We start from the raw sequence: 18537 nt of genomic DNA, 5'->3' as shown, positions 1-18537 counted from the left end.
GTGTCCGGCCGGGTCTCGTGCGCACGGTGCGGACGGAGGGGGCAGCCGATGCACCGCCAGAGCGGAGCCGGCCCTTCGCAGCGAACAAGTGCGCGCGCGGCGGCCGGCCACGACTCGCGGACCGGGGCACCGACCGGGCCGCCCATCCTCGTCGCTGAGGATCACAGCCGGACAGTGTGGCGCACCGGGAAGACGGCGAAGCCCGTGCGGTGTGCCAGCGTTCCCCACAGACCGCGTGGCAGGTACAGCGAGACCACGATGGCCGCCGCGCCGACCACGACCAGGTACCAGACACCGCTCTGCGCGAAGTACTTGTCGAGCAGGAAGTAGGCGACGGCGCCGACGACGGGTCCCTCGACCGTGCCGATGCCGCCGATGACCACCATGAAGACCATCAGGGCCGAGTACTGGACCCCGAAGATCTGTGTCGGCGACGCGACGCCCAGGCTGTTCACGCAGATCACCGCGCCCGCCGCCGCGCAGCCCCCCGCCGCGGCGACGTAGATGACGCGCTTGCCGCGGGTGACGTTCACGCCGAGGGAGCCCGCGGCGGTGTCGTCGTCGCGGATGGCCTGCAGGCCCAGGCCGAGCCGGCTGCGCAGGACGGCGTACGTCCCGAGCACGGCCGCCGCCATGACGGCGAGTGCCAGCCAGTAGGTGTACGCCCGCCGCAGCACCGGGTCGGCGGTGACATCGGACAGGCTGCGTCCGCTCGCCGCTCCCAGGGAGTCGAAGCGCACCACGATCAGACGTACGACTTCGGCGATCACCCAGGTGCCCACGGCGAAGTAGCCGCCGCGCAGCCGGAAGGCGAGGTACGACAACGGCCAGGCGACCAGGGCCACCAGTGCGGAGACCACGAAGGTGCCCGTGTAGACGTTCAACCCGTGGTCGTTGACGACGAACAGGAGGTAGGCGCCCAGGCCGATGAAGGCTTGCTGGCCCATGGACATCATGCCCGCGTAGCCCGTGAGCAGGTTCCACATGGAGGCGAGGGCCACCAGGTAGCAGAGCTTGACGAGTTGCGCGGTGACGCCGGTGGCCACGAGGTACGGCAGGACGGCCATCGCCAGCAGGACGACGGCCGTTCCGGTCAGGCCGAGGGCCGTCGCGCGGCCACCGCGGTGGACGGCGGGCAGTGCGGTCGCCTCCGCGGCGGGGGCTGTCTGGACGGTCATGCGGGAACACTCCTGCCGAACAGGCCCTGGGGGCGGACCACCAGGATGAGGAGGAAGACCAGGTGCCCCGCGAGCAGGGGCAGGTCGGGAGATATCTGGGCACCGACGGACTGCGCGATGCCCAGGACCATGCCGCCGGCGAGGGTTCCCCACAGAGACCCCAGGCCGCCGATGATGACCGTCTCGAAGGCGAACAGGACGGTGAGCTGGCCCTCGTACGGGGTCACCCCGCCCTGGCGCATGGTGTAGAGCGAACCGGCCAGCGCGACCGTGGCGAAGGCGATGACCGAAGTCAGGGCGTAGATCCGGCGGTTGTCCACGCCCATCAGACGGACCGTCGTGCGGTCGTCGGCCGTGGCGCGGACGATACGGCCCGGCTGGGTGCGGTGGAGGAAGAGGTGCAGGGCGGTGAGCACGGCGACCGCTGCCACGACGGTGATCAGCGGGAACCAGCCGATCGCCAGGCCGCCGCCGAGGTCGATGCTCGCGGTGCCGAGGGAGCCTGTGGACAGGGGCTGGGCGTCGTTGCTGAACATCTGGACGAGGACGTTCGGGATGATGAGGGAGATGCCGAAGGTGACCAGCATCGGGGTGAGTTCGCCCAGGCTCATCGCGCGGTCCAGCATGGAGCGCTGGACGAGATAGCCGAGCGCGCCGACGGCGATCATCGATACCAGGACGGTGACCGGGACGGGGACTCCGTAGTGGGCCGCCGCCACGGAGGCGACGTAACCGCCGAGGATCATCAGGTCGCCGTGGGCGAGGTTGGCGATCCGCATCACGCCGAAGATCAGGGACAGGCCGGCGGCGGCCATGGCGAAGATGCCGCCGAGCAGCATGCCCTGCACGATCGCGTTGACCCAGGTCATGAGGAGGTCACCTCCGGGAGAGTGCCGGTGCCGAAGTAGGCGGCGGTCACCTGGTCGCGGGTGAGCCGGTCGGCCCGCCCGGTGAGCACGATGCGCCCTTCCAGGACGCAGGCGATACGGTCCGCGACGGCGAGCGTGCGGTTGAGGTCCTGTTCGACGAGGACCACCGTCGTCCCTTCGGCGCGGATGCCCGGCAGTGCCGTGTACAGCTGGTCCACCACGAGCGGGGCCAGCCCCAGGGACACCTCGTCGAGGAGCAGCAGACGCGGATTGCCCATCAGGGCCCGGCCGATGGCAACGGCCTGCTGCTCACCGCCGGAGAGCCGGGCCGCCCTGCGGGTACGGCGGTCGGCGACCAGCGGCATCGCCTCGTACACCTTGGCCAGGTTCCAAGGCCCCTTCCGCCCGGTCGCCGCGCCCACTTGGAGGTTCTCCTCCACGGTGAGGGACGGGAAGAGGCGGCGGCCCTCCGGCACCAGACCGATGCCCTTGCGGGCCCGTCGGACGTCGGGGTCCGCGGTGACGTCCTCGCCGGCGAAGCGGACGGTGCCGCGGAACGGCTTCAGGGCTCCGGCGATGGTCCGCAACAGCGTTGACTTTCCTGCCCCGTTGGCGCCGACCAGGGCCAGCAGCTCGCCCTCGTCCACTTCGAGGTCGATGCCGAACAGGGCCTGGAAGTCCCCGTATCCGGCGTCGACGTCGGCCACGTTCAGCAGTGCGCTCATGCCGCCGTACCTCCCAGATAGACCTCGGCGACCTCGTCACTGGCCAGTACCTCGTGCGGGTCGCCGTCGACGCGGATGCGGCCGTAGGCGAGGCAGACCAGCCGGTCGACGACCTGGACCAGCGCCTTGACGACGTGCTCGATCCACAGGATCGTCACGCCGGACTCCTTCAGTGACAGCACGGTGGCGACGAGTTCCTCCGCCTCGGCCTCGGTGAGCCCGCCGGCGATCTCGTCGAGGAGGAGCAGTTCGGGGCCGGTGGCGAGCGCCCGTGCCAGCTCCAGCCGTTTCCGGCCGAGGAGGGGCAGGGAACCGGCGGGCTTGTTGGCGAGGCCGAGCAGCCCGGCGGTCTCCAGCGCGCGCAGGGATCGTTCGCGGGCGTGAGCGCCCCGCAGCCCGGCTCCCCGCTCGGCGCCGACCAGGGCGTTCTCGAACACGGTCAGGTCGGCGAACGGGCGTGGTATCTGGAAGGAGCGGCCGACGCCGAGCCGGCATCGTTCGGCCGCGGAAGTGCGGGTGACGTCGCGGCCCGCCAGCCGTACGGCCCCCGCACTCGCGCGCTCTACGCCCGAGATCGCGCTCAGCAGTGTGGACTTGCCCGCGCCGTTCGGGCCGACGATGCCGACGGCCTGCCCGCGAGGGACGGTCAGCTCGACGTCCTCCAGGACCCGCAACTCCCCGAACCGGACGGCAAGATGGTCCACTTCCAGCAGCGGGGTGGTCACAGTTCCGCCGCCTTGGCGTCGGGCTTGACCTGCGGCAGCAAGGTGTTGCTGATGACCTTGAGGTCGTACGCCCCACCGCTGCCCTTGACCCACTGGGTGCCGACCATGGGGATGGTGGCGACGTTCTTGACCGGGTTGGCCGCTCCGCCGCCGGTCCAGGAGAGGTGGCCGAGGACGGTGTCGAGGCTGGTCTTGGCGATCTGGGCGGCGACCGCCTCACGGTCCTTGGGATTCGCGTGGCGCAGGACGTGGTTGGCGACCTCGAACAGCGCGTGGTTGGGGCCCAGCCCCTGGTTCCACGTGCGGCCCTTCGACAGCGGGGACTTCTCGTAGTCGTCGGCGAGTGCGGTGGCGGTCTGGCCGGTGAGCGTGGAGGTGAAGGGGAACTGCGGCACCCACCAGCTCGCCGTGCACAGCCCGTTGCCGAGGTTGTTCGGCAGAGAGGACACCGACGACTCGAAGAGGATGGCCTTGGAGATGGTGGCGACCCTGGGCTTGAAACCCTGCTGCGCGGCCTGCGTCCAGAACGTCGAGAAGTCGGGCGGCGAGGGCACGCCGGCGAGGATCTCGACGCCCTCCTTCTTGAACTTCGCGATGATCGACGAGAAGTCCTTGGTGCCGGGCTCGTAGGAACCCGGGTCGACGAACGTGAAGCCCTTGGTCGGCGGCTGCGCGCGGTATCCGGTGGTCTTGTCCCGGAAGGCGTTGCCGTCGGAGTCGTTCGGCCACAGCACGCCGACCTTCTTGTTGGTGCCGTGCTGCCGCCACATGTCGCTCTCGACCCTGGCCAGGTGCTCGATGCCGTCGAAGAAGTGGAACGTGTACTTGAAGGTCTTCTTCGGCGTGCCGCCACGCCCGAAGAACCAGGCCTGCCAGGGCTCGATGGTCGAGATGCAGGGCACGCCCTCGCTCTCGCACTTGGCCGCGACCGGGTGGATCGTGTCCGGCGTCGCGGTGACGAGGACGAGGTCGACCTCCTGCTGGGAGATCAGCTCGTCAGCGATGGTGGCCGCCTGCTGCGGGTCCGAGCCCGTGTCGCGGTCCAGGATCTTCACGTCGTACTTCTTGCCGTCGTACGTGATCCCCTTGGCGAAGAAGGCACGCACCTGCTTGAGGATGTAGGCGTCGGACTCGGCGAAAGCGGCGTAGGCGCCGGTGCGCGGGCTGACGTAACCGATCTTGATGGTGTTGCCGGTCGATGTGCCCGAGCCCTTGAGGCCGGAGGAACAGGCGGACAGGATCGGGGAGGCCGCCACGGCAGTGGCTCCGAGGCCTCTGAGGACGCTGCGGCGGGACGGCTGGATCGCGGGGTGTTCCATGGCGGGCTCCGGAGGGCCTTGAGCCGCAGGTCACGGGCTGCGGCGGAGTGGTGGAAGTGGCCGCGAACGTAGGGCCGCCGTCCGTGCCTGGACAGGGCACGGATTCGATATGAGAGACGGCGGAGCCGTCGGTGACCTGAATGAAACATCGGCTGTACGCAGAGAGACGTATCGGGGACTACGGCACGCCCAGAGCGGGAGGTGCGGTGCGGGCCGCAGTCTCGCATTGCGAAACAGCCCTGTTCACCGGTTACGGCGGTGACCTTAGGGTCCGCCCATGCACACCGCCCTGTCCCGACTCGCCGCCGGGACGCTGACCAGCGTCTCGCTCACCGAGGAACTCATCGCACGCGCGGAGCGGGGCGGTGACCTGGGCGCCTTCGTGACCCTCGACGCCGACCGTGCCCTCGCCGGGGCCGCGGCAGCGGACCGCGGCCCCGTGCGGGGCCCGCTGCACGGGCTGCCGATCGCGGTCAAGGACAACATCCACGTCGCCGGACTCCCCAACACCGCGGGCTGCGAGGCCCTCGCCGGATTCGTCCCGGACCAGGACGCGCGGGCGATCACCCGGCTGCGCGCGGCAGGCGCGATCGTGCTGGGCAAGACCAACATGCACGAACTGGCCCTGGGAGCCACCATCGCGGGCGGCCCCTACGGGCCCGCCCGCAACCCGGCCGATCCCACCCGATTCGCGGGCGGAAGCAGCGGCGGCACCGCGACGGCCGTCGCCGCCGGTCTGGCGCCGGCCGGTCTGGGCACCGACACCGGGGGCTCGGTCCGTGTCCCGGCAGCCCTGACCGGCATCGCCGGTCTTCGCCCGACGACGGGCCGTTACCCGGCCGACGGAGTGACCCCGCTGTCGTGGACGCGCGACACCATCGGCCCCATGGCCCCGACCGTCGCGGACCTGGTGCTGCTGGATGCCGTCCTCGCTGCCGACCGCGACCCGGCCGAGGCACCCGACCCGCGCGAGGTCGTACTCGCCGTCCCCGAACACCACTTCACCGAGCCGTTGCACCCGCGCACCGCCGAGGTCTGGGAGCACTGCCTGCACGTACTGGGGAGCGCCGGGGTCCGGCTCGTGCCGGCACGACTGCCGGAGGTCGAGACGGCCGAGGAACGGGCCGGATTCCCGATCACCCTCTACGAGGCGGCCAGGCAGCTGCCCGGGTATCTGAGCACAGCGGCGGACGGCACGGACCCGGCGGGACTCCTGGCCCGGATCACAGATGCCGACGTCCGCACGACGATGGAGCGCGTCGTGTTCCCGCAGGCGATCACCGAGTCGGCGTACAAGGCCGCTCTCGGCATCCGCGACCGCGTGCTCGTGGACGGCTACCGGCGGATCTTCCGCGCCACCGGAGCCCACGCCGTGCTCTTCCCCACCACCCCCCTGCCCGCCGGACGGATCGACACCGACACCGAGCGCGTACGGCTCGACGGCGTCCTGCGCCCGGCCTTTCCCACCTACATCCGCAACACGGGACCCGGCAGCGTCGCCGCTCTTCCCGGCCTCACGGTGCCCGTCCGGTCGGCGGACCCGGGACTGCCGGTCGGTGCGGCGCTCGACGCGCCCTGGAACACCGACCGACGGCTCCTGGGCCTCGGCCTGCTGGTCGAAAAGCTCCTGGACGGGGGAGCATGAACAGAAGGAGACGATCGGACATGACAGACACCATCCGCCGTTTCAAGGCCGCGGCCGTCCAGGCCGAGCCCGCCTGGCTCGACGCGGAGGCAGGCGTCGCGAAGACCGTCGACCTGATCGCGGAAGCGGCCCGCAACGGTGCCTCGCTCATCGCCTTCCCCGAAGTGTGGATTCCCGGCTATCCGCACTTCCTGTGGCTGGGTGCGGTCGCCGACCAGGTCCCCTTCGTCGGCCGCTACCACGCTGCCTCCCTCGCCCCCGACAGCGAGGGGCTGACCACGATCCGTCGCGCGGCCCGGCGGCACGGCATCACCGTCGCGCTCGGATACAGCGAGAAGGACCACGGCACCCTCTACGTCAGTCAGACCGTGATCGCCCCTGACGGCAGCGTGCTGCTGCACCGCCGCAAGCTCAAGCCGACCCACGTCGAGCGGACCCTGTTCGGCGAGGGCGACGGCAGCGACCTCAGGGTCGTCGACAGCGCGGTCGGCCGGCTCGGCGCGCTGAACTGCGCCGAGCACGTCCAGCCGCTCAGCAAGTACGCCCTGTACGCGCAGAACGAGCAGGTGCACGTCGCGGCCTGGCCCTGCTTCGGTCTCTACCGCGACCTCGCCTTCCAGCTCAGCGCCGAGGCCAACACCGCCGTGACCCAGGTGTACGCCATCGAGGGCAGTGCCTTCGTCCTGATGGCCACCCAGGTCATCTCCCCGGCCGGCATCGACGTCTTCGCCTCCACACCCGAGCAGCGCCGCCTGCTCGCGGCCGGAGGGGGCTGCTCACGGATCTTCGGCCCCGACGGACGTACCCTCACCAAGGACGTCGACGAGGGCGAGGAGGCACTGGTGTACGCCGACATCGACCTCGACGAGATCGACCTCGCGAAGAACGCCTACGACCCGGCCGGGCACTACGCGCGCGCCGACGCCACCTACCTCGTTCACCGGCGCGAAGCCCGTCGGCCCGTGGTCCGGGAGGGAAGCCCCGCCGAGAGCGTGTTCCCGGCGTTGGACGACGAGATCCCCGAGCCATGACCGGACCCGCCGAAGACCCCCCGCCGCCGGGCCGGCCCTCCGTCCAGACCCTGGACCGGGGGCTCAGGCTGCTGGAGGTGATCGCGCTGTCGGACGTACCACTGACGCTGGCCGAACTGAGCCAGCAGATGGGGCTGCACCGCTCGATCGTCTACCGGCTGCTGCGCACCCTCCAGGACCACCACCTGGTCGCGCACACCACGCACGGGTACGTCATCGGCACCCGCGCGCAGTCACTGGGCCGGCGCACCCTGCCCATGCTCCAGCGCATCGCCAAGCCGGAGATCGCCAAGCTGGCCGCGCGGGTGGGCCTGACCTCCTTCTTCGTCGTGCGGGACGGCGAAGAGGCGGTCACGCTCGTCTCCGTCGAGGTCGAGAGCACCCGCTCGCGCACCGTCTACAGCCCCGGCGACCGGCACCCACTGACCCTGGGCTCCCCGGGCGTGGCGATGCTCTCCGCCGAGCCGCAACGGCTCGGTGAGCGCCCGGAGATCAGCCGTGCCCGTGCCTGTGGTTACGCCGCGACACGCAACGAGGTCGTGCCCGGGCTCGGGACGGTCTCGGCGCCGGTCGTGTCCGCGCCGGGCCACGCCGTCGCCGCCGTGTCGATCGCCTTCACCGTCGAGCACCCGGGCCCGCCACAGATCGAGGCCGTCCTCGACACCGCCCGCCTCATCACCGGCCGACTGCGCGCGGAACTGTCCACCGGAGCGGTCCTGCCCGGGGTCGAATGACGCGTCCGCCGGCGCAGGTACGGCACGTTTCGCATAGTGAACGTGCCTGTGGTTCCCGGAGGGTGGGCGGCCTAGCGTCCAGTCCTGTCAGAAAGGGGACCCGAGAATGACCACGGCCGCCCATGCCAGGACCGTCAAGGAACAGACCTTCGACGTCCTGCGCGAGTACGACCTCACCACCCTCTTCAGCAACCCGGGCTCCACCGAGGTCGGCTTCCTCGCCGACCTGCCGGCGGACATCTCCTTCGTGCTCGGCCTGCACGAGGGCTCGGTCGTCGGGATGGCCTCCGGCAGCGCCTTGGCCACCGGTCGCCCTGCGCTCGTCCTGCTGCACACCACCGCCGGCTACGGCAACGCGGTCAGCGCCCTGGCCACCGCCCGTGCGAACCGCGCACCCCTGGTGGTGATCGTGGGCCAGCAGGACCGCCGGCATCTGGCCCACGAACCGTTCCTGGCCGGGAGGTTGGACGGCCTGGCGGGGGAGTACCCGGTGTGGCAGCACACGCCGGCACGTCCGCAGGACGTACCCGGTGCCGTGGCCCGCGCCTGGCACGAGGCCCAGGAAGGCCGCGGTCCGGCGGTGGTCGTGGTCCCGATGGACGACTGGTTCGCCGAGGCCGACGAGGATGTCGCGCGGGCCGCGCCGCGCGGGCCGGTCGCGGTACGAGGCGGTCGTACGGCCTCCGACGAGGCTCTGTCCGCCCTCGCCGCGCTCCTGGCAGCGGCCGAATCGCCGTGTCTGGTGGCGGGCGCCGGCAATGACACGGCGGACGGCTGGCAGGCGTTGGTGGCGCTGGCCGAGCGGCTGGACTGCCCGGTCCACCAGGAGCCGTTCGGCGCCCGCGCGGGCTTCCCCCAGGACCACCGTCTCTTCGCCGGGCACCTGCCCGCGGTCCGCTCCGGGCTGCGCGAGGCGCTCGCGTCGTACGACACGGTCCTCACGGTCGGAGCCGCCGCCTTCCGCCAATACACCTACGCGCCCGGCGACTTCACCGTACCGGGCACCCGGGTCGCCGTCATCACCGACGACCCGGAGGAGGCCCACCGCAGTCCGGCGGAGCTGACCCTGCTCGCCGAACCGGCCGACACCGTGCGCCGGTTGGTGCCGCTGGTGCCCGCCGTCCCGCGTACCTCGAAACTGAACCGGCCGACAACTCCCCAGCCCCCCGCGCCCGGTGAGCCACTGCGTGCCGCTCATGTGCTGGTCGCCCTCGCCGAGCGACTCGACCCGAAGGCCGTGGTGGTCGAGGAAACCCCCTCCAGCCGCCCGGACCTGCACCGGCTGCTGCCCGCCCGAGCGCCGCTCGGCTTCCTCAGCGCGGCCATGGGCGGACTGGGCTTCGCCATGCCGGCCGCGATCGGCGTGCGCCACGGCGCCCCGGACCGGCCGGTCGTGGCCGTGCTCGGCGACGGCTCCTCCCTCTACTCGATCCAGGCCCTGTGGAGCGCCGCCCACTACGGCATCGGCGTCCTGTTCGTCGTCCTCGCCAACGGCCGCTACGCGATCATGGACCGCCTCTCCGAACGGGAGGGCTCCACCGCCCCGGCCTGGCCCGCGTTCAGCGAACTGAGCGTGTCGGCCCTTGCCCGGGGCCTGGGCTGCCCGGCCGAACGGGTCGAGGACCACACCGCGTTGGCCTCCGCCCTGGACAAGGTCCTGCCGTCACTCGCGGAGCGACGCGAGCCGCTCGTGCTCGAAGTCGCCGTCGAGGCCGACGCCCGCTACTCCTCCTGACCCGCCGAACGGAAGGCACAGACCCGTGAAGGTCGTCATCATCGGAGGCGCCGGCGGCATCGGCTCCTCCGCCGCGTTCAACCTGCTCTCCGCGCAGGGGACGTACGAGATCGTGCTCGTCGACACCCGACCGAACATGATCACCAGCCACACCATGGACCTGGAGAACGCCCTCGGCCTCGGCACCACCGCCGACACCGTGCGCGGCGGCACGCCCGAGGACGCCCTCGACGCCGACGTGGTCGTCCTCAGCGCCGCCGTTCCGCTGCGGCTGAACTCCTCCCGTTCGGTCTTCCTCGCCGACAACGCGCGGATCGTGGAGGAGTGCCTGCGCCCGGTGCGGGAAGCCGGAGCGGACTTCGGCGGTGTGGTCCTCATGCTCACCAACCCGGTCGACCCGCTGCTGACCTGGGTGCACCGGCAGGGCTGGCTGCCCCGTGAGCGGCTGATCGGCTACACCCTCAACGACAGCCTCCGGCTGCGCACCGGCATCGCCTTCGCGCTCGGCGTCCCGGTGAAGGACGTCGGCGCCTGGATGCTGGGCGAGCACGGCGAGGGCCAGGTCCCGCTGTACAGCCGTATCACCGTCGGCGGCGAGCGTGTCGTCCTCACCGAGGCGCAGCGCACTGTGGCCGAGGAGTACGTGGACACCTGGTACGCCAAGCACGTCGCCCTCGACTCCGGCCGTACGTCCACCTGGACCACGGGGCTGGGCACCGCCCGCATCATCGAGGCGCTGAACACCGGTTCCGGCACGGTCGTCCCTGCCTCGGTCGTACTGGACGGCGAGTACGGCGTGCACGGCGCCAGTCTCACCGTGCCCGTCGAACTGCGGCCCGACGGCGTGCGCCGCATCGTGACCTGGGACCTGCCGGCGGAGGAACTGGCCGGCATGAGACGGGCCGCGGCCCACGTCGAGGCAGCAGCCTCCGAACTCACCGCCCACCACGCGACCCAGCTTTCCTGACCCGGTTCATCGCGTACCGACGACGTTACGTAGCAAGGAGATCACCCCATGGCCATCGCCCGCGACCTGTTCATCGCCGGTAGAGACGTACCCGCGGCCTCCGGCCGGACCACCGACGACATCAACCCCTTCACTGGGGAGGTGTACGCCACCGTGGCCGCCGCAGGCCACGACGACGTCCTTCGCGCCGTGGACGCCGCCCACGCGGCCTTCGAGGCGTGGGCGTCGACGACCCCCTTCGAGCGGCGGGCCGTCTTCCTCAAGGCGGCCGACCTGCTGGACGGCCGAAGTGACGAGGTCGCCGACCTGATGGCGCAGGAGGCGGGCGGCACCCGCCCATGGGCGTACTTCAACGTGGCTCTGGCGGCGAACATCCTGCGCGAGGCGGCGGCGGCCGTCACCGCGCCGCGCGGTGAAGTGCTCAACGCCCAGGAACGGGGCGCACTGGGTCTGGCAGTGCGTGAACCGCTGGGCGTGGTCGCCGCGTTCGCGCCGTGGAACGCGCCGGTCATCCTCGGCGTGCGGGCCGTGGCGGCGCCCTTGGCCGCCGGCAACACGGTCGTCGTCAAGGCCAGCGAGGACGCGCCGATCGCCTGCGGACTGCTGGTCGCCGACGTGCTGCGGGAGGCCGGACTGCCGGACGGCGTGGTCAACGTCCTCACGAACGCCCGTGAGGACGCCGCCGAGATCGCCGAGACACTGATCGCCGACGAGCGGGTACGGGCGGTGAACTTCACCGGCTCCACACGTGTGGGCCGCATCATCGGCGAACTGGCGGCCCGCCACCTCAAGCCCGCGGTGCTGGAGTTGGGCGGCAAGAACGCCGTTGTCGTCCTCGACGACGCCGATGTGGACTACGCGGTCGACGCCGCGACCTTCAGCGTGTTCATGAACGCCGGGCAGATCTGCATGTCGGGTGACCGGATCCTCGTACACGAGTCGCTGGCCGAGGAGTTCACCCAGAAGTTCACCGCCAAGGCGGCCTCGCTCCAGGCCGGAGACCCCGGGCATCCGCACACGGTGGTGGGGCCGCTGGTGAGCGCCCAGGCCGCACGGCGGGTGGCCGGGCTGGTGGCGGACGCCGTGGACAAGGGCGCGAGGGTTCTCGTCGGTGGCGGCGAGCCGGAGGGCGCGGTGCACCCGGCGACCGTGCTCACCGGCGTACCGAAGGAGGCGGATCTGTACCACGCCGAGTCCTTCGGCCCCGTCTGCGTGGTCGAGACCTTCACCGACGACGATGCCGCAGTCGCCCTCGCCAACGACACCGAGAATGGTCTGACCTGCGGCATCATCACCGAGAACGCCACTCATGGGCTCACCGTCGCCCGCCGGATCCGCACCGGGATCGTCCACATCAACGACCAGTCGGTGGCCGACGAGCCCCAGGCGCCGTTCGGCGGGGCGAAGGCATCCGGGTACGGTCGCTTCGGCGGCCGCTGGGGGATCGAGGCGTTCTCCAACACCCGCTGGGTGACCATCGCCACCCAGCAGGCGCACTTCCCGTTCTGAACCACCCGCGCGGCAGGTCTTCCTTGCTGTGACCCGGCCGACGCGCATGTGCTCCGTCGCCGACCTCGGATACATCGAGGTCAGCGACGGACTCTCAGGAAGAGACACCGGGTGTTGCTCTCCGAGGATCCGGCCGGCGGTGCTGTCCAACTGCCTCACCCGATCCGCCTGCGGACCTCTCCCGGCGACTACATCTTCGTCCCCCGTACGTGCACCACCGCGAGGAGAACCCCGGACCCGGCCGAAGAGGTCGTGGTGGTCATCGCCCGCAGCACGCAGGAGGCGATCGTGGTGAACTCCCGAACCTGTACGTCCTGGGGAGGCGAGGAAGGCGCCGGCGTCCCGGGCTGAGGCGAGCCCGGCCCCGGCCGCCCGCGTCGCACGACTCGTCCCGGCCGCTCTCGCCGTGACCGGATCGGTCCGGTGCCGGACTCGATGAGGCCTGTCGACACATGGGCCGCACCGGTCAGGCTGGGCGACATGACCCGAGCACTGATCGTCATCGACGTCCAGGAATCCTTCCGCGCCCGCCCGCTGTGGGAGACCATCTCCGATCCGAAGATCGCCGACCAGGTGAACCGACTGGTCCGGCTCTCCCGCAGCGCCGGGGACCTCGTGGTGTGGGTCCTGCACTCGGAGCCCGGCAGCGGCGACGTCTTCGACCCCGCCCTCGGCCACGTCCGGCTCATGGAGGAGTTGGAGCGCCAGGACACGGAACCGCTGCTCCACAAGACCTCGCACAACGCCTTCACCACCACCAACCTCCAGCAACTCCTCACCGAGCGCGGCATCCAGGAACTCACCGTCTGCGGCATCCGCACCGAGCAGTGCGTGGAGACCACCACCCGCGTCGCGAGCGACCTCGGCTACCGGGTCACCTTCGTCACCGACGCCACCGCGACCAACCCCATCCCGCACCGCGACGCGCCCGCCGACCAGAGCGTCGCCGAGTTGCTGGCGGATCCTCGCACCCTCAGCGCCGAGGAGATCATCACGCGCACCGAGTACGCGCTCGCCGGACGCTTCGCCACCATCGCCACCGTCGAGGAACTGGAAGCCGCGGCGGGGCAGCGGGCATGATGACCGGATCGTGAGCCACATCGCCTTCTTCCTGGTGCCGGGAGTCCATCTCCTGGACCTGGCCGGCCCTGCCCAGGTCTTCTCCACGGCCGCCGACTTCGGCCACCCCTACACGCTCAGCTACATCGCCGAGCAGCCACAGGTCCTCACCGCCCAGGGGCTTCCCCTGGTAGCCCGGCTCGACTGGCCCGGGCTCGGCCCCGAGGACCTGATCGTGGTGCCCGGCTGGCGGGCGCACACCCTGGCCGGCGCTCCCGCCATCGGCTCAACCGCCCTGGGGCAACTGCGGAAGCACCACGCAGGGGGCGGCACGGTCGCCAGCGTCTGCGCGGGAGCCGAGGCACTGGGCCGGGCCGGCCTGCTCGACGGCCGCCGCTGCACCACCCACCACGACGTTCAGGACGAACTCGCCCGCCGCTACCCCGCAGCCACCGTCGTCCGCGACGTCCTCTACACCGCCGACGACCGGGTGGTCACCTCGGCCGGCATCGCCAGCGGCATCGACCTGGCCCTGCATCTGGTCGCCACCCGCCACGGTCCCGCCGTCGCCGCACAAGTGGCCCGGGACATGGTCGTCTACGCCCGACGCAACGGCCACGAGCCACAGGCCAGCGCCATGCTCCGCTACCGGTCCCACCTCGACGACACCGTGCACCGAGCCCAGGACCTCCTCGACGCCCGCTTCGACCAGCCCTTGCCGCTGCCCGCCCTGGCCGCGGCCACCGGCGTCAGCGAACGCACCCTCACCCGCCTGTTCACCCGCGCCACCGGCGGCCTGACCCCGCTGCGCTACCAGCAGGCCCTGCGCCTCGAACGCGCCGAGCACCTCATCAGCCACGGCACCACCCTCGACGCCGCCGCCCGCGCCGTCGGCTTCGAGGACCCCCGCATGCTGCGCCGTCTGCGCACCCGCAAGCCCTGACCACCGACCGCACGGCGGTACTCCCCGGCGACTCGGGTCGTCGTCGTGCCGGCAACCCGCCGCGGGTACAACGAGCAGGGCCGGGAGCCACCGTCCTCCCGGCCCTGCGTCGCAGGCGATGTCAGCTCGCCCGCGCGAGCCCCAGCGCCACGTCGACGATCATGTCCTCCTGGCCGCCGACGAGGCCGCGCTTGCCGACCTCGACGAGGATCGTGCGGACGTCGACGCCGTAGCGCTCGGCCGCCGCCTCCGCGTGCCGCAGGAACGAGCCGTAGACACCGGCGTAGCCGAGCGTGAGCGTCTCGCGGTCGACACGGACCGGCCGGTCCTGCAGCGGACGTACGAGATCCTCGGCCGCGTCCTGAAGTGCGAAGAGGTCACAGCCGTGGTTCCAGCCGTTGAGGTCGGCGACCGCGATGAACGGCTCGATGGGGCAGTTGCCCGCACCAGCGCCCTGACCGGCGAGGGAGGCGTCCACGCGGGTCACGCCCTCCTCGACGGCGATCATGGAGTTGGCGACCGAGAGGGAGAGGTTCTCGTGGGCGTGGATGCCGATCTCCGTGGCCGGGTCCAGCACATCGCGGTAGGCGCGCATCCGCTCGCGCACGCCGTCCATCATCAGCCGGCCGCCGGAGTCGGTGACGTAGACGCAGTGGGCACCGTACGACTCCATGAGCTTGGCCTGCTGGGCCAGCGTCTTGGCGTCCGCCATGTGGCTCATCATCAGGAAGCCGGACACGTCCATGCCCAACTCGCGGGCGGTGGCGATGTGCTGGGCCGAGACGTCGGCCTCGGTGCAGTGCGTGGCGACCCGCACCGAGCGCACCCCGAGCGCGTACGCCTGCTTGAGCTCCTCGATGGTGCCGATGCCGGGCAGCAGCAGAGTGGTGAGGCGGGCGTTCTTGATGTGCGCGGCCGCCGCCTCGATCCACTCCCAGTCGGTGTGGCTGCCGGGGCCGTAGTTGAGCGAGCCGCCGGCGAGGCCGTCACCGTGGGACACCTCGATGCCGTCGACGCCCGCCGCGTCGAGTGCGGCCACGATCCGGCCCACCTGCTCGGGTTCGATGCGGTGCCGGACGGCGTGCATGCCGTCCCGCAGGGTGACGTCCTGGACGAACAGCTTGTCGGTGGTCATGCGCCGGCTCCCTGGAGTTCGGTGGCGCGGGCGGCCATGGCCTCGGCCATCCGCAGGGCCGCGCTGGTCATGATGTCGAGGTTCCCGGCGTAGGCGGGGAGGTAGTGGGCGGCGCCCTCGACCTCCAGGAACACGGACACCTGGTGGGTGGCCGCGGCCTGGGTGAGGGTGTGCACCGGCTGGTCCGCGGGGACGGGGGTGATCTGCACCTGCTGCTTGAGGCGGTAGCCCGGCACGTACGCCGACACCTCGTCGACCCGTTGCGCGACGGCTGTGCGGATCGCGTCGTGGGTCGCCTCGTCGGGCGCGTCGACGAGCGCGAGCACGGTGTCGCGCATGATCAGCGGCGGTTCGGCCGGGTTGAGGATGATGACGGCCTTGCCGCGCTCGGCGCCGCCGACGGTCTCGATGGCGTGGCTGGTCGTCTCGGTGAACTCGTCGATGTTGGCGCGGGTGCCGGGACCGGCGCTCTTCGAGGCGATCGAGGCGACGATCTCCGCGTACGGGACCGGAGCCACCGAGGAGATCGCGGCGACGACCGGGATGGTGGCCTGACCGCCGCACGTCACCATGTTGACGTTGTCCGCGCCGACATGCTCCGCCAGGTTGACCGCGGGGATCACCATCGGGCCGATGGCGGCGGGGGTGAGGTCGATGAGCTGCTTGCCGTACGGGGCGAGCGCGTGGGCGTTGGCGATGTGCGCCTTCGCGGACGTGGCGTCGAAGACGATCTTGATGTCCTCGAAGCCGTCCATGGCGATCAGGCCCTGGACGCCCTCGGCGGTCACGGGGACCCCGAGCCGCTTGGCCCGGGCGAGGCCGTCGGAGGCGGGGTCGATGCCGACCATCGCCCCCATCTCCAGGGTGTCCGACAGGCGAAGCACCTTGATCATCAGGTCGGTGCCGATGTTGCCCGAGCCGATGACGGCTACCTTGGTCTTCATGCGGAGGCTCCTTCGTCGCCGGAAGTGTGGAAGCGGACGGAGACGGAGCCGAGCCCGGTGATCTCGGCGCTGAACACGTCTCCGGCGGCGGCGGGCACCATCGGGCCGAGCGCGCCGGACAGCACGACCTGGCCCGCGCGCAGCGGATCGCCGACGTCGCGCGCGGTGCGGGCGAGCCAGGCCAGGGCGGCCAGCGGATCGCCCAGACAGGCTGCGCCGTTGCCGCGGGAGACGGTCTCCCCACCCCGTTCGAGGGTCATGGCGGCCTCGACCGGCTCGAACTCGGTGAGCGGCTTGGCCGGGGTGCCGAGGACGTAGAGCGCGGAGGAGCCGTTGTCGGCGACGGTGTCGCCGAAGGTGATGTCCCAGCCGGCGATCCGGCTGTCCACGATCTCCAGGGCGGGGACGGCATGCGCCACCGCGGCCCGGATCTGCGCGGCGTCGAGCGTCCCCTCGGCGAGGTCGGCGCCCAGCACGAACGCGATCTCCGCCTCGACCTTCGGCTGGAGCAGCTCGTCGACCGGTACGGATGCCCCGTCCGCGACGCTCATGTCCGCGAACAGCACCCCGAAGTCCGGCTGCTCCACGCCCAGTTGCTGCTGCACGGCGGGGGAGGTGAGGCCGATCTTGCGGCCGGTGATCCGGCCGCCCGCTTCGAGGCGGCGCGCGGTCAGCAGCTCTTGGACGGCGTAGGCCGCCTTCACGTCGTCGCTGCCGATCAGATCACGCACCGGTGGACAGGGCACACGGTCGGCGGCGGCGAGCAGCAGGCGATCGGCCGCCTGAGCCACGGAGTCGTGACCGGGAGAGAACTCGTTCATGCCGACAGCTTGAACACGAGGGCCGTCTGGCGCCCAGCAATGTGTTCCGTCTCGCGGAACTCGTCCGTCGATCAGTGTCCGCGCGGCGCCCGATCAGTGGCTGCGCAGCTCCTCGCGACGGCAGAGCGTCGCGGAAATCCCGGCCGCGGCGGCTCGCACACTGGAGGCGTGCCGGGCGGGCTGGAACCGGTGCACCGGGCCCGTCACACTGACCGCCGCCATGATGTCGTCCGACGGACCGAAGATCCCGGCGGCCACGCAGACGATGCCGACCGCCGACTCCTCGTACTCGAAGGCCACCCCCTGGGTGACGACGTCCGACAGTTGGCGCGTCAGCACCTCGACATTGGTGATCGTCCGCGGTGCCTTGCGCTCCAGGGGTCCGCCCAGCACGGTCTCCCGCACGTCGTCCGGGGCTTGGCTCAGCAGCACCTTCCCGAGGGCCGTCGCGTGCAGCGGCATGCGGCCGCCGAGCCGGGAGGGGGAGTTGGCCTGCTGGTGGCCGCCCACCTTGGCGACGTACACGACCTCTGTTCCCTCGCGGGTGCCCAGATGGACGAGTTCGTGCGTGCGCTCGTACAGGTCCTCGAGAAACGGCGTGGCCACTTCGAGCAGCCCACGCTCGACCGACGCGCGCATCCCGAGCTCGAAGACGAGCCCCGACAGGCGGTAACGCTCCTGGACGCGGTCCAGCAGCCGGGCCGCCACCAGGTCCCCGAGCACCCGGTGCAGGGTGCTCTTCGCGAAACCCGTACGCCGCCGGAGTTCGGTGAAGCCCAGGGTCGTGTCCTCGACGGTGAACGCCTGCAGCACGGCGAGCGCCTTGCTCAGGACGCCGCTCGGCGCGTCGTCGCTCAAGAGGGTCTTCCTTCCGGGGCAGCGCAACACATCGACTGTAAGGGACCATGAGCGCGCCCTCGGGGAGACGGTGGGTGACCGACATCGCTCGGGCGGATGAGGGGCACCGGCCGGCGGATCCGGCGAGGCCGAGCCCGTGGCCGTGGGACGGCGCAGCAACGGCCTGGCGGTCGGGTCCAAAAATCGCTGGCCCACGGAACTGATATCCATGCAGTCTTCACAAGATCAAGCCAGCGCTGCTGGCGACCGCTGCCACCGTGGTCGGGTGCTGCTCCATTGGCCCTCGTGCACTGCATCGGCTGGATCCTGGCTTTACCGCGTCCTAGCCATGGGGTTCCGC

General features: G+C 71.3%; 17 protein-coding genes and 1 pseudogene. 9 read left to right on the top strand and 9 right to left on the bottom strand.

Going from position 1 to position 18537, the window contains the following annotated elements:
* Window positions 1-161 precede the first annotated feature (161 nt).
* Genes IOD14_RS22165 through IOD14_RS22145 form a run of 5 tightly spaced genes read right to left on the bottom strand, consistent with a single transcriptional unit; the run spans window position 162 to window position 4816 of the window.
* Window positions 162-1178: a branched-chain amino acid ABC transporter permease gene (locus IOD14_RS22165; protein ID WP_212671283.1), complete on the bottom strand. Its 1017-nt coding sequence runs from the start codon at window positions 1176-1178 to the stop codon at window positions 162-164.
* Complete coding sequence (locus tag IOD14_RS22160; protein ID WP_123986569.1) at window positions 1175-2047, bottom strand: branched-chain amino acid ABC transporter permease; 873 nt, start codon at window positions 2045-2047, stop codon at window positions 1175-1177. The genes IOD14_RS22165 and IOD14_RS22160 overlap by 4 nt, the downstream gene beginning before the upstream one ends.
* A complete protein-coding gene (locus IOD14_RS22155) occupies window positions 2044-2772 on the bottom strand; it encodes an ABC transporter ATP-binding protein (protein ID WP_123986568.1) in 729 nt (242 codons plus the stop codon). Before IOD14_RS22155 ends, IOD14_RS22160 begins: the two co-directional genes overlap by 4 nt.
* Window positions 2769-3497 carry an ABC transporter ATP-binding protein gene (locus IOD14_RS22150; protein ID WP_123986567.1) on the bottom strand — a complete coding sequence of 243 codons (729 nt, stop codon included), beginning with the start codon at window positions 3495-3497 and terminating at the stop codon, window positions 2769-2771. Before IOD14_RS22150 ends, IOD14_RS22155 begins: the two co-directional genes overlap by 4 nt.
* Window positions 3494-4816, bottom strand: a complete 1323-nt coding sequence (locus IOD14_RS22145) for an ABC transporter substrate-binding protein (protein WP_123986566.1) — start codon at window positions 4814-4816, stop codon at window positions 3494-3496. The genes IOD14_RS22150 and IOD14_RS22145 overlap by 4 nt, the downstream gene beginning before the upstream one ends.
* 277 nt (window positions 4817-5093) lie before the next feature.
* Here IOD14_RS22145 and IOD14_RS22140 point away from each other — a divergent pair, with 277 nt between their 5' ends.
* From IOD14_RS22140 to IOD14_RS22100, 9 genes and pseudogenes are all read left to right on the top strand, one after another.
* Window positions 5094-6461 (top strand): amidase family protein, encoded by a 1368-nt coding sequence (locus tag IOD14_RS22140; protein ID WP_212671282.1) that lies wholly within the window; start codon window positions 5094-5096, stop codon window positions 6459-6461.
* Between the two features lie 20 nt (window positions 6462-6481).
* A complete protein-coding gene (locus IOD14_RS22135; protein ID WP_123986564.1) occupies window positions 6482-7492 on the top strand; it encodes a carbon-nitrogen hydrolase family protein in 1011 nt (336 codons plus the stop codon).
* Window positions 7489-8226 (top strand): IclR family transcriptional regulator, encoded by a 738-nt coding sequence (locus IOD14_RS22130; RefSeq protein ID WP_123986563.1) that lies wholly within the window; start codon window positions 7489-7491, stop codon window positions 8224-8226. Before IOD14_RS22135 ends, IOD14_RS22130 begins: the two co-directional genes overlap by 4 nt.
* Window positions 8227-8332: 106 nt before the next feature.
* A complete protein-coding gene (locus IOD14_RS22125; RefSeq protein WP_212671281.1) occupies window positions 8333-9961 on the top strand; it encodes a thiamine pyrophosphate-dependent enzyme in 1629 nt (542 codons plus the stop codon).
* A 25-nt stretch (window positions 9962-9986) separates the two neighbouring features.
* A complete protein-coding gene (locus IOD14_RS22120; protein ID WP_212671280.1) occupies window positions 9987-10928 on the top strand; it encodes a hypothetical protein in 942 nt (313 codons plus the stop codon).
* Between the two features lie 48 nt (window positions 10929-10976).
* Window positions 10977-12437, top strand: a complete 1461-nt coding sequence (locus tag IOD14_RS22115; RefSeq protein ID WP_212671279.1) for an aldehyde dehydrogenase family protein — start codon at window positions 10977-10979, stop codon at window positions 12435-12437.
* A gap of 162 nt (window positions 12438-12599) precedes the next feature.
* A pseudogene (locus IOD14_RS22110) lies at window positions 12600-12788 on the top strand (cupin); the annotation flags it as partial.
* A gap of 129 nt (window positions 12789-12917) precedes the next feature.
* Complete coding sequence (locus IOD14_RS22105) at window positions 12918-13517, top strand: isochorismatase family protein (protein WP_123986559.1); 600 nt, start codon at window positions 12918-12920, stop codon at window positions 13515-13517.
* A 10-nt stretch (window positions 13518-13527) separates the two neighbouring features.
* Window positions 13528-14439, top strand: a complete 912-nt coding sequence (locus IOD14_RS22100; RefSeq protein ID WP_212671278.1) for an AraC family transcriptional regulator — start codon at window positions 13528-13530, stop codon at window positions 14437-14439.
* 121 nt (window positions 14440-14560) lie between these two features.
* Here the strand turns inward: IOD14_RS22100 and dmpG are convergent, their stop codons facing one another.
* From dmpG to IOD14_RS22080, 4 genes are all read right to left on the bottom strand, one after another.
* Window positions 14561-15574, bottom strand: coding sequence for a 4-hydroxy-2-oxovalerate aldolase (gene dmpG / locus IOD14_RS22095; protein ID WP_123986557.1), 1014 nt, complete (start codon window positions 15572-15574; stop codon window positions 14561-14563).
* Window positions 15571-16518: an acetaldehyde dehydrogenase (acetylating) gene (locus IOD14_RS22090; RefSeq protein WP_212671277.1), complete on the bottom strand. Its 948-nt coding sequence runs from the start codon at window positions 16516-16518 to the stop codon at window positions 15571-15573. Before IOD14_RS22090 ends, dmpG begins: the two co-directional genes overlap by 4 nt.
* Complete coding sequence (locus tag IOD14_RS22085) at window positions 16515-17339, bottom strand: fumarylacetoacetate hydrolase family protein (protein WP_212671276.1); 825 nt, start codon at window positions 17337-17339, stop codon at window positions 16515-16517. The genes IOD14_RS22090 and IOD14_RS22085 overlap by 4 nt, the downstream gene beginning before the upstream one ends.
* 93 nt (window positions 17340-17432) lie before the next feature.
* Window positions 17433-18197 carry an IclR family transcriptional regulator gene (locus IOD14_RS22080; protein WP_212671275.1) on the bottom strand — a complete coding sequence of 255 codons (765 nt, stop codon included), beginning with the start codon at window positions 18195-18197 and terminating at the stop codon, window positions 17433-17435.
* Window positions 18198-18537 lie beyond the last annotated feature (340 nt).

The organism is Streptomyces sp. A2-16 (genome assembly GCF_018128905.1).
Lineage (GTDB): Bacteria > Actinomycetota > Actinomycetes > Streptomycetales > Streptomycetaceae > Streptomyces.
The sequence above is the reverse complement of the archived record's forward strand: the minus strand, read 5'-3'. Positions and strand labels throughout refer to the sequence as shown.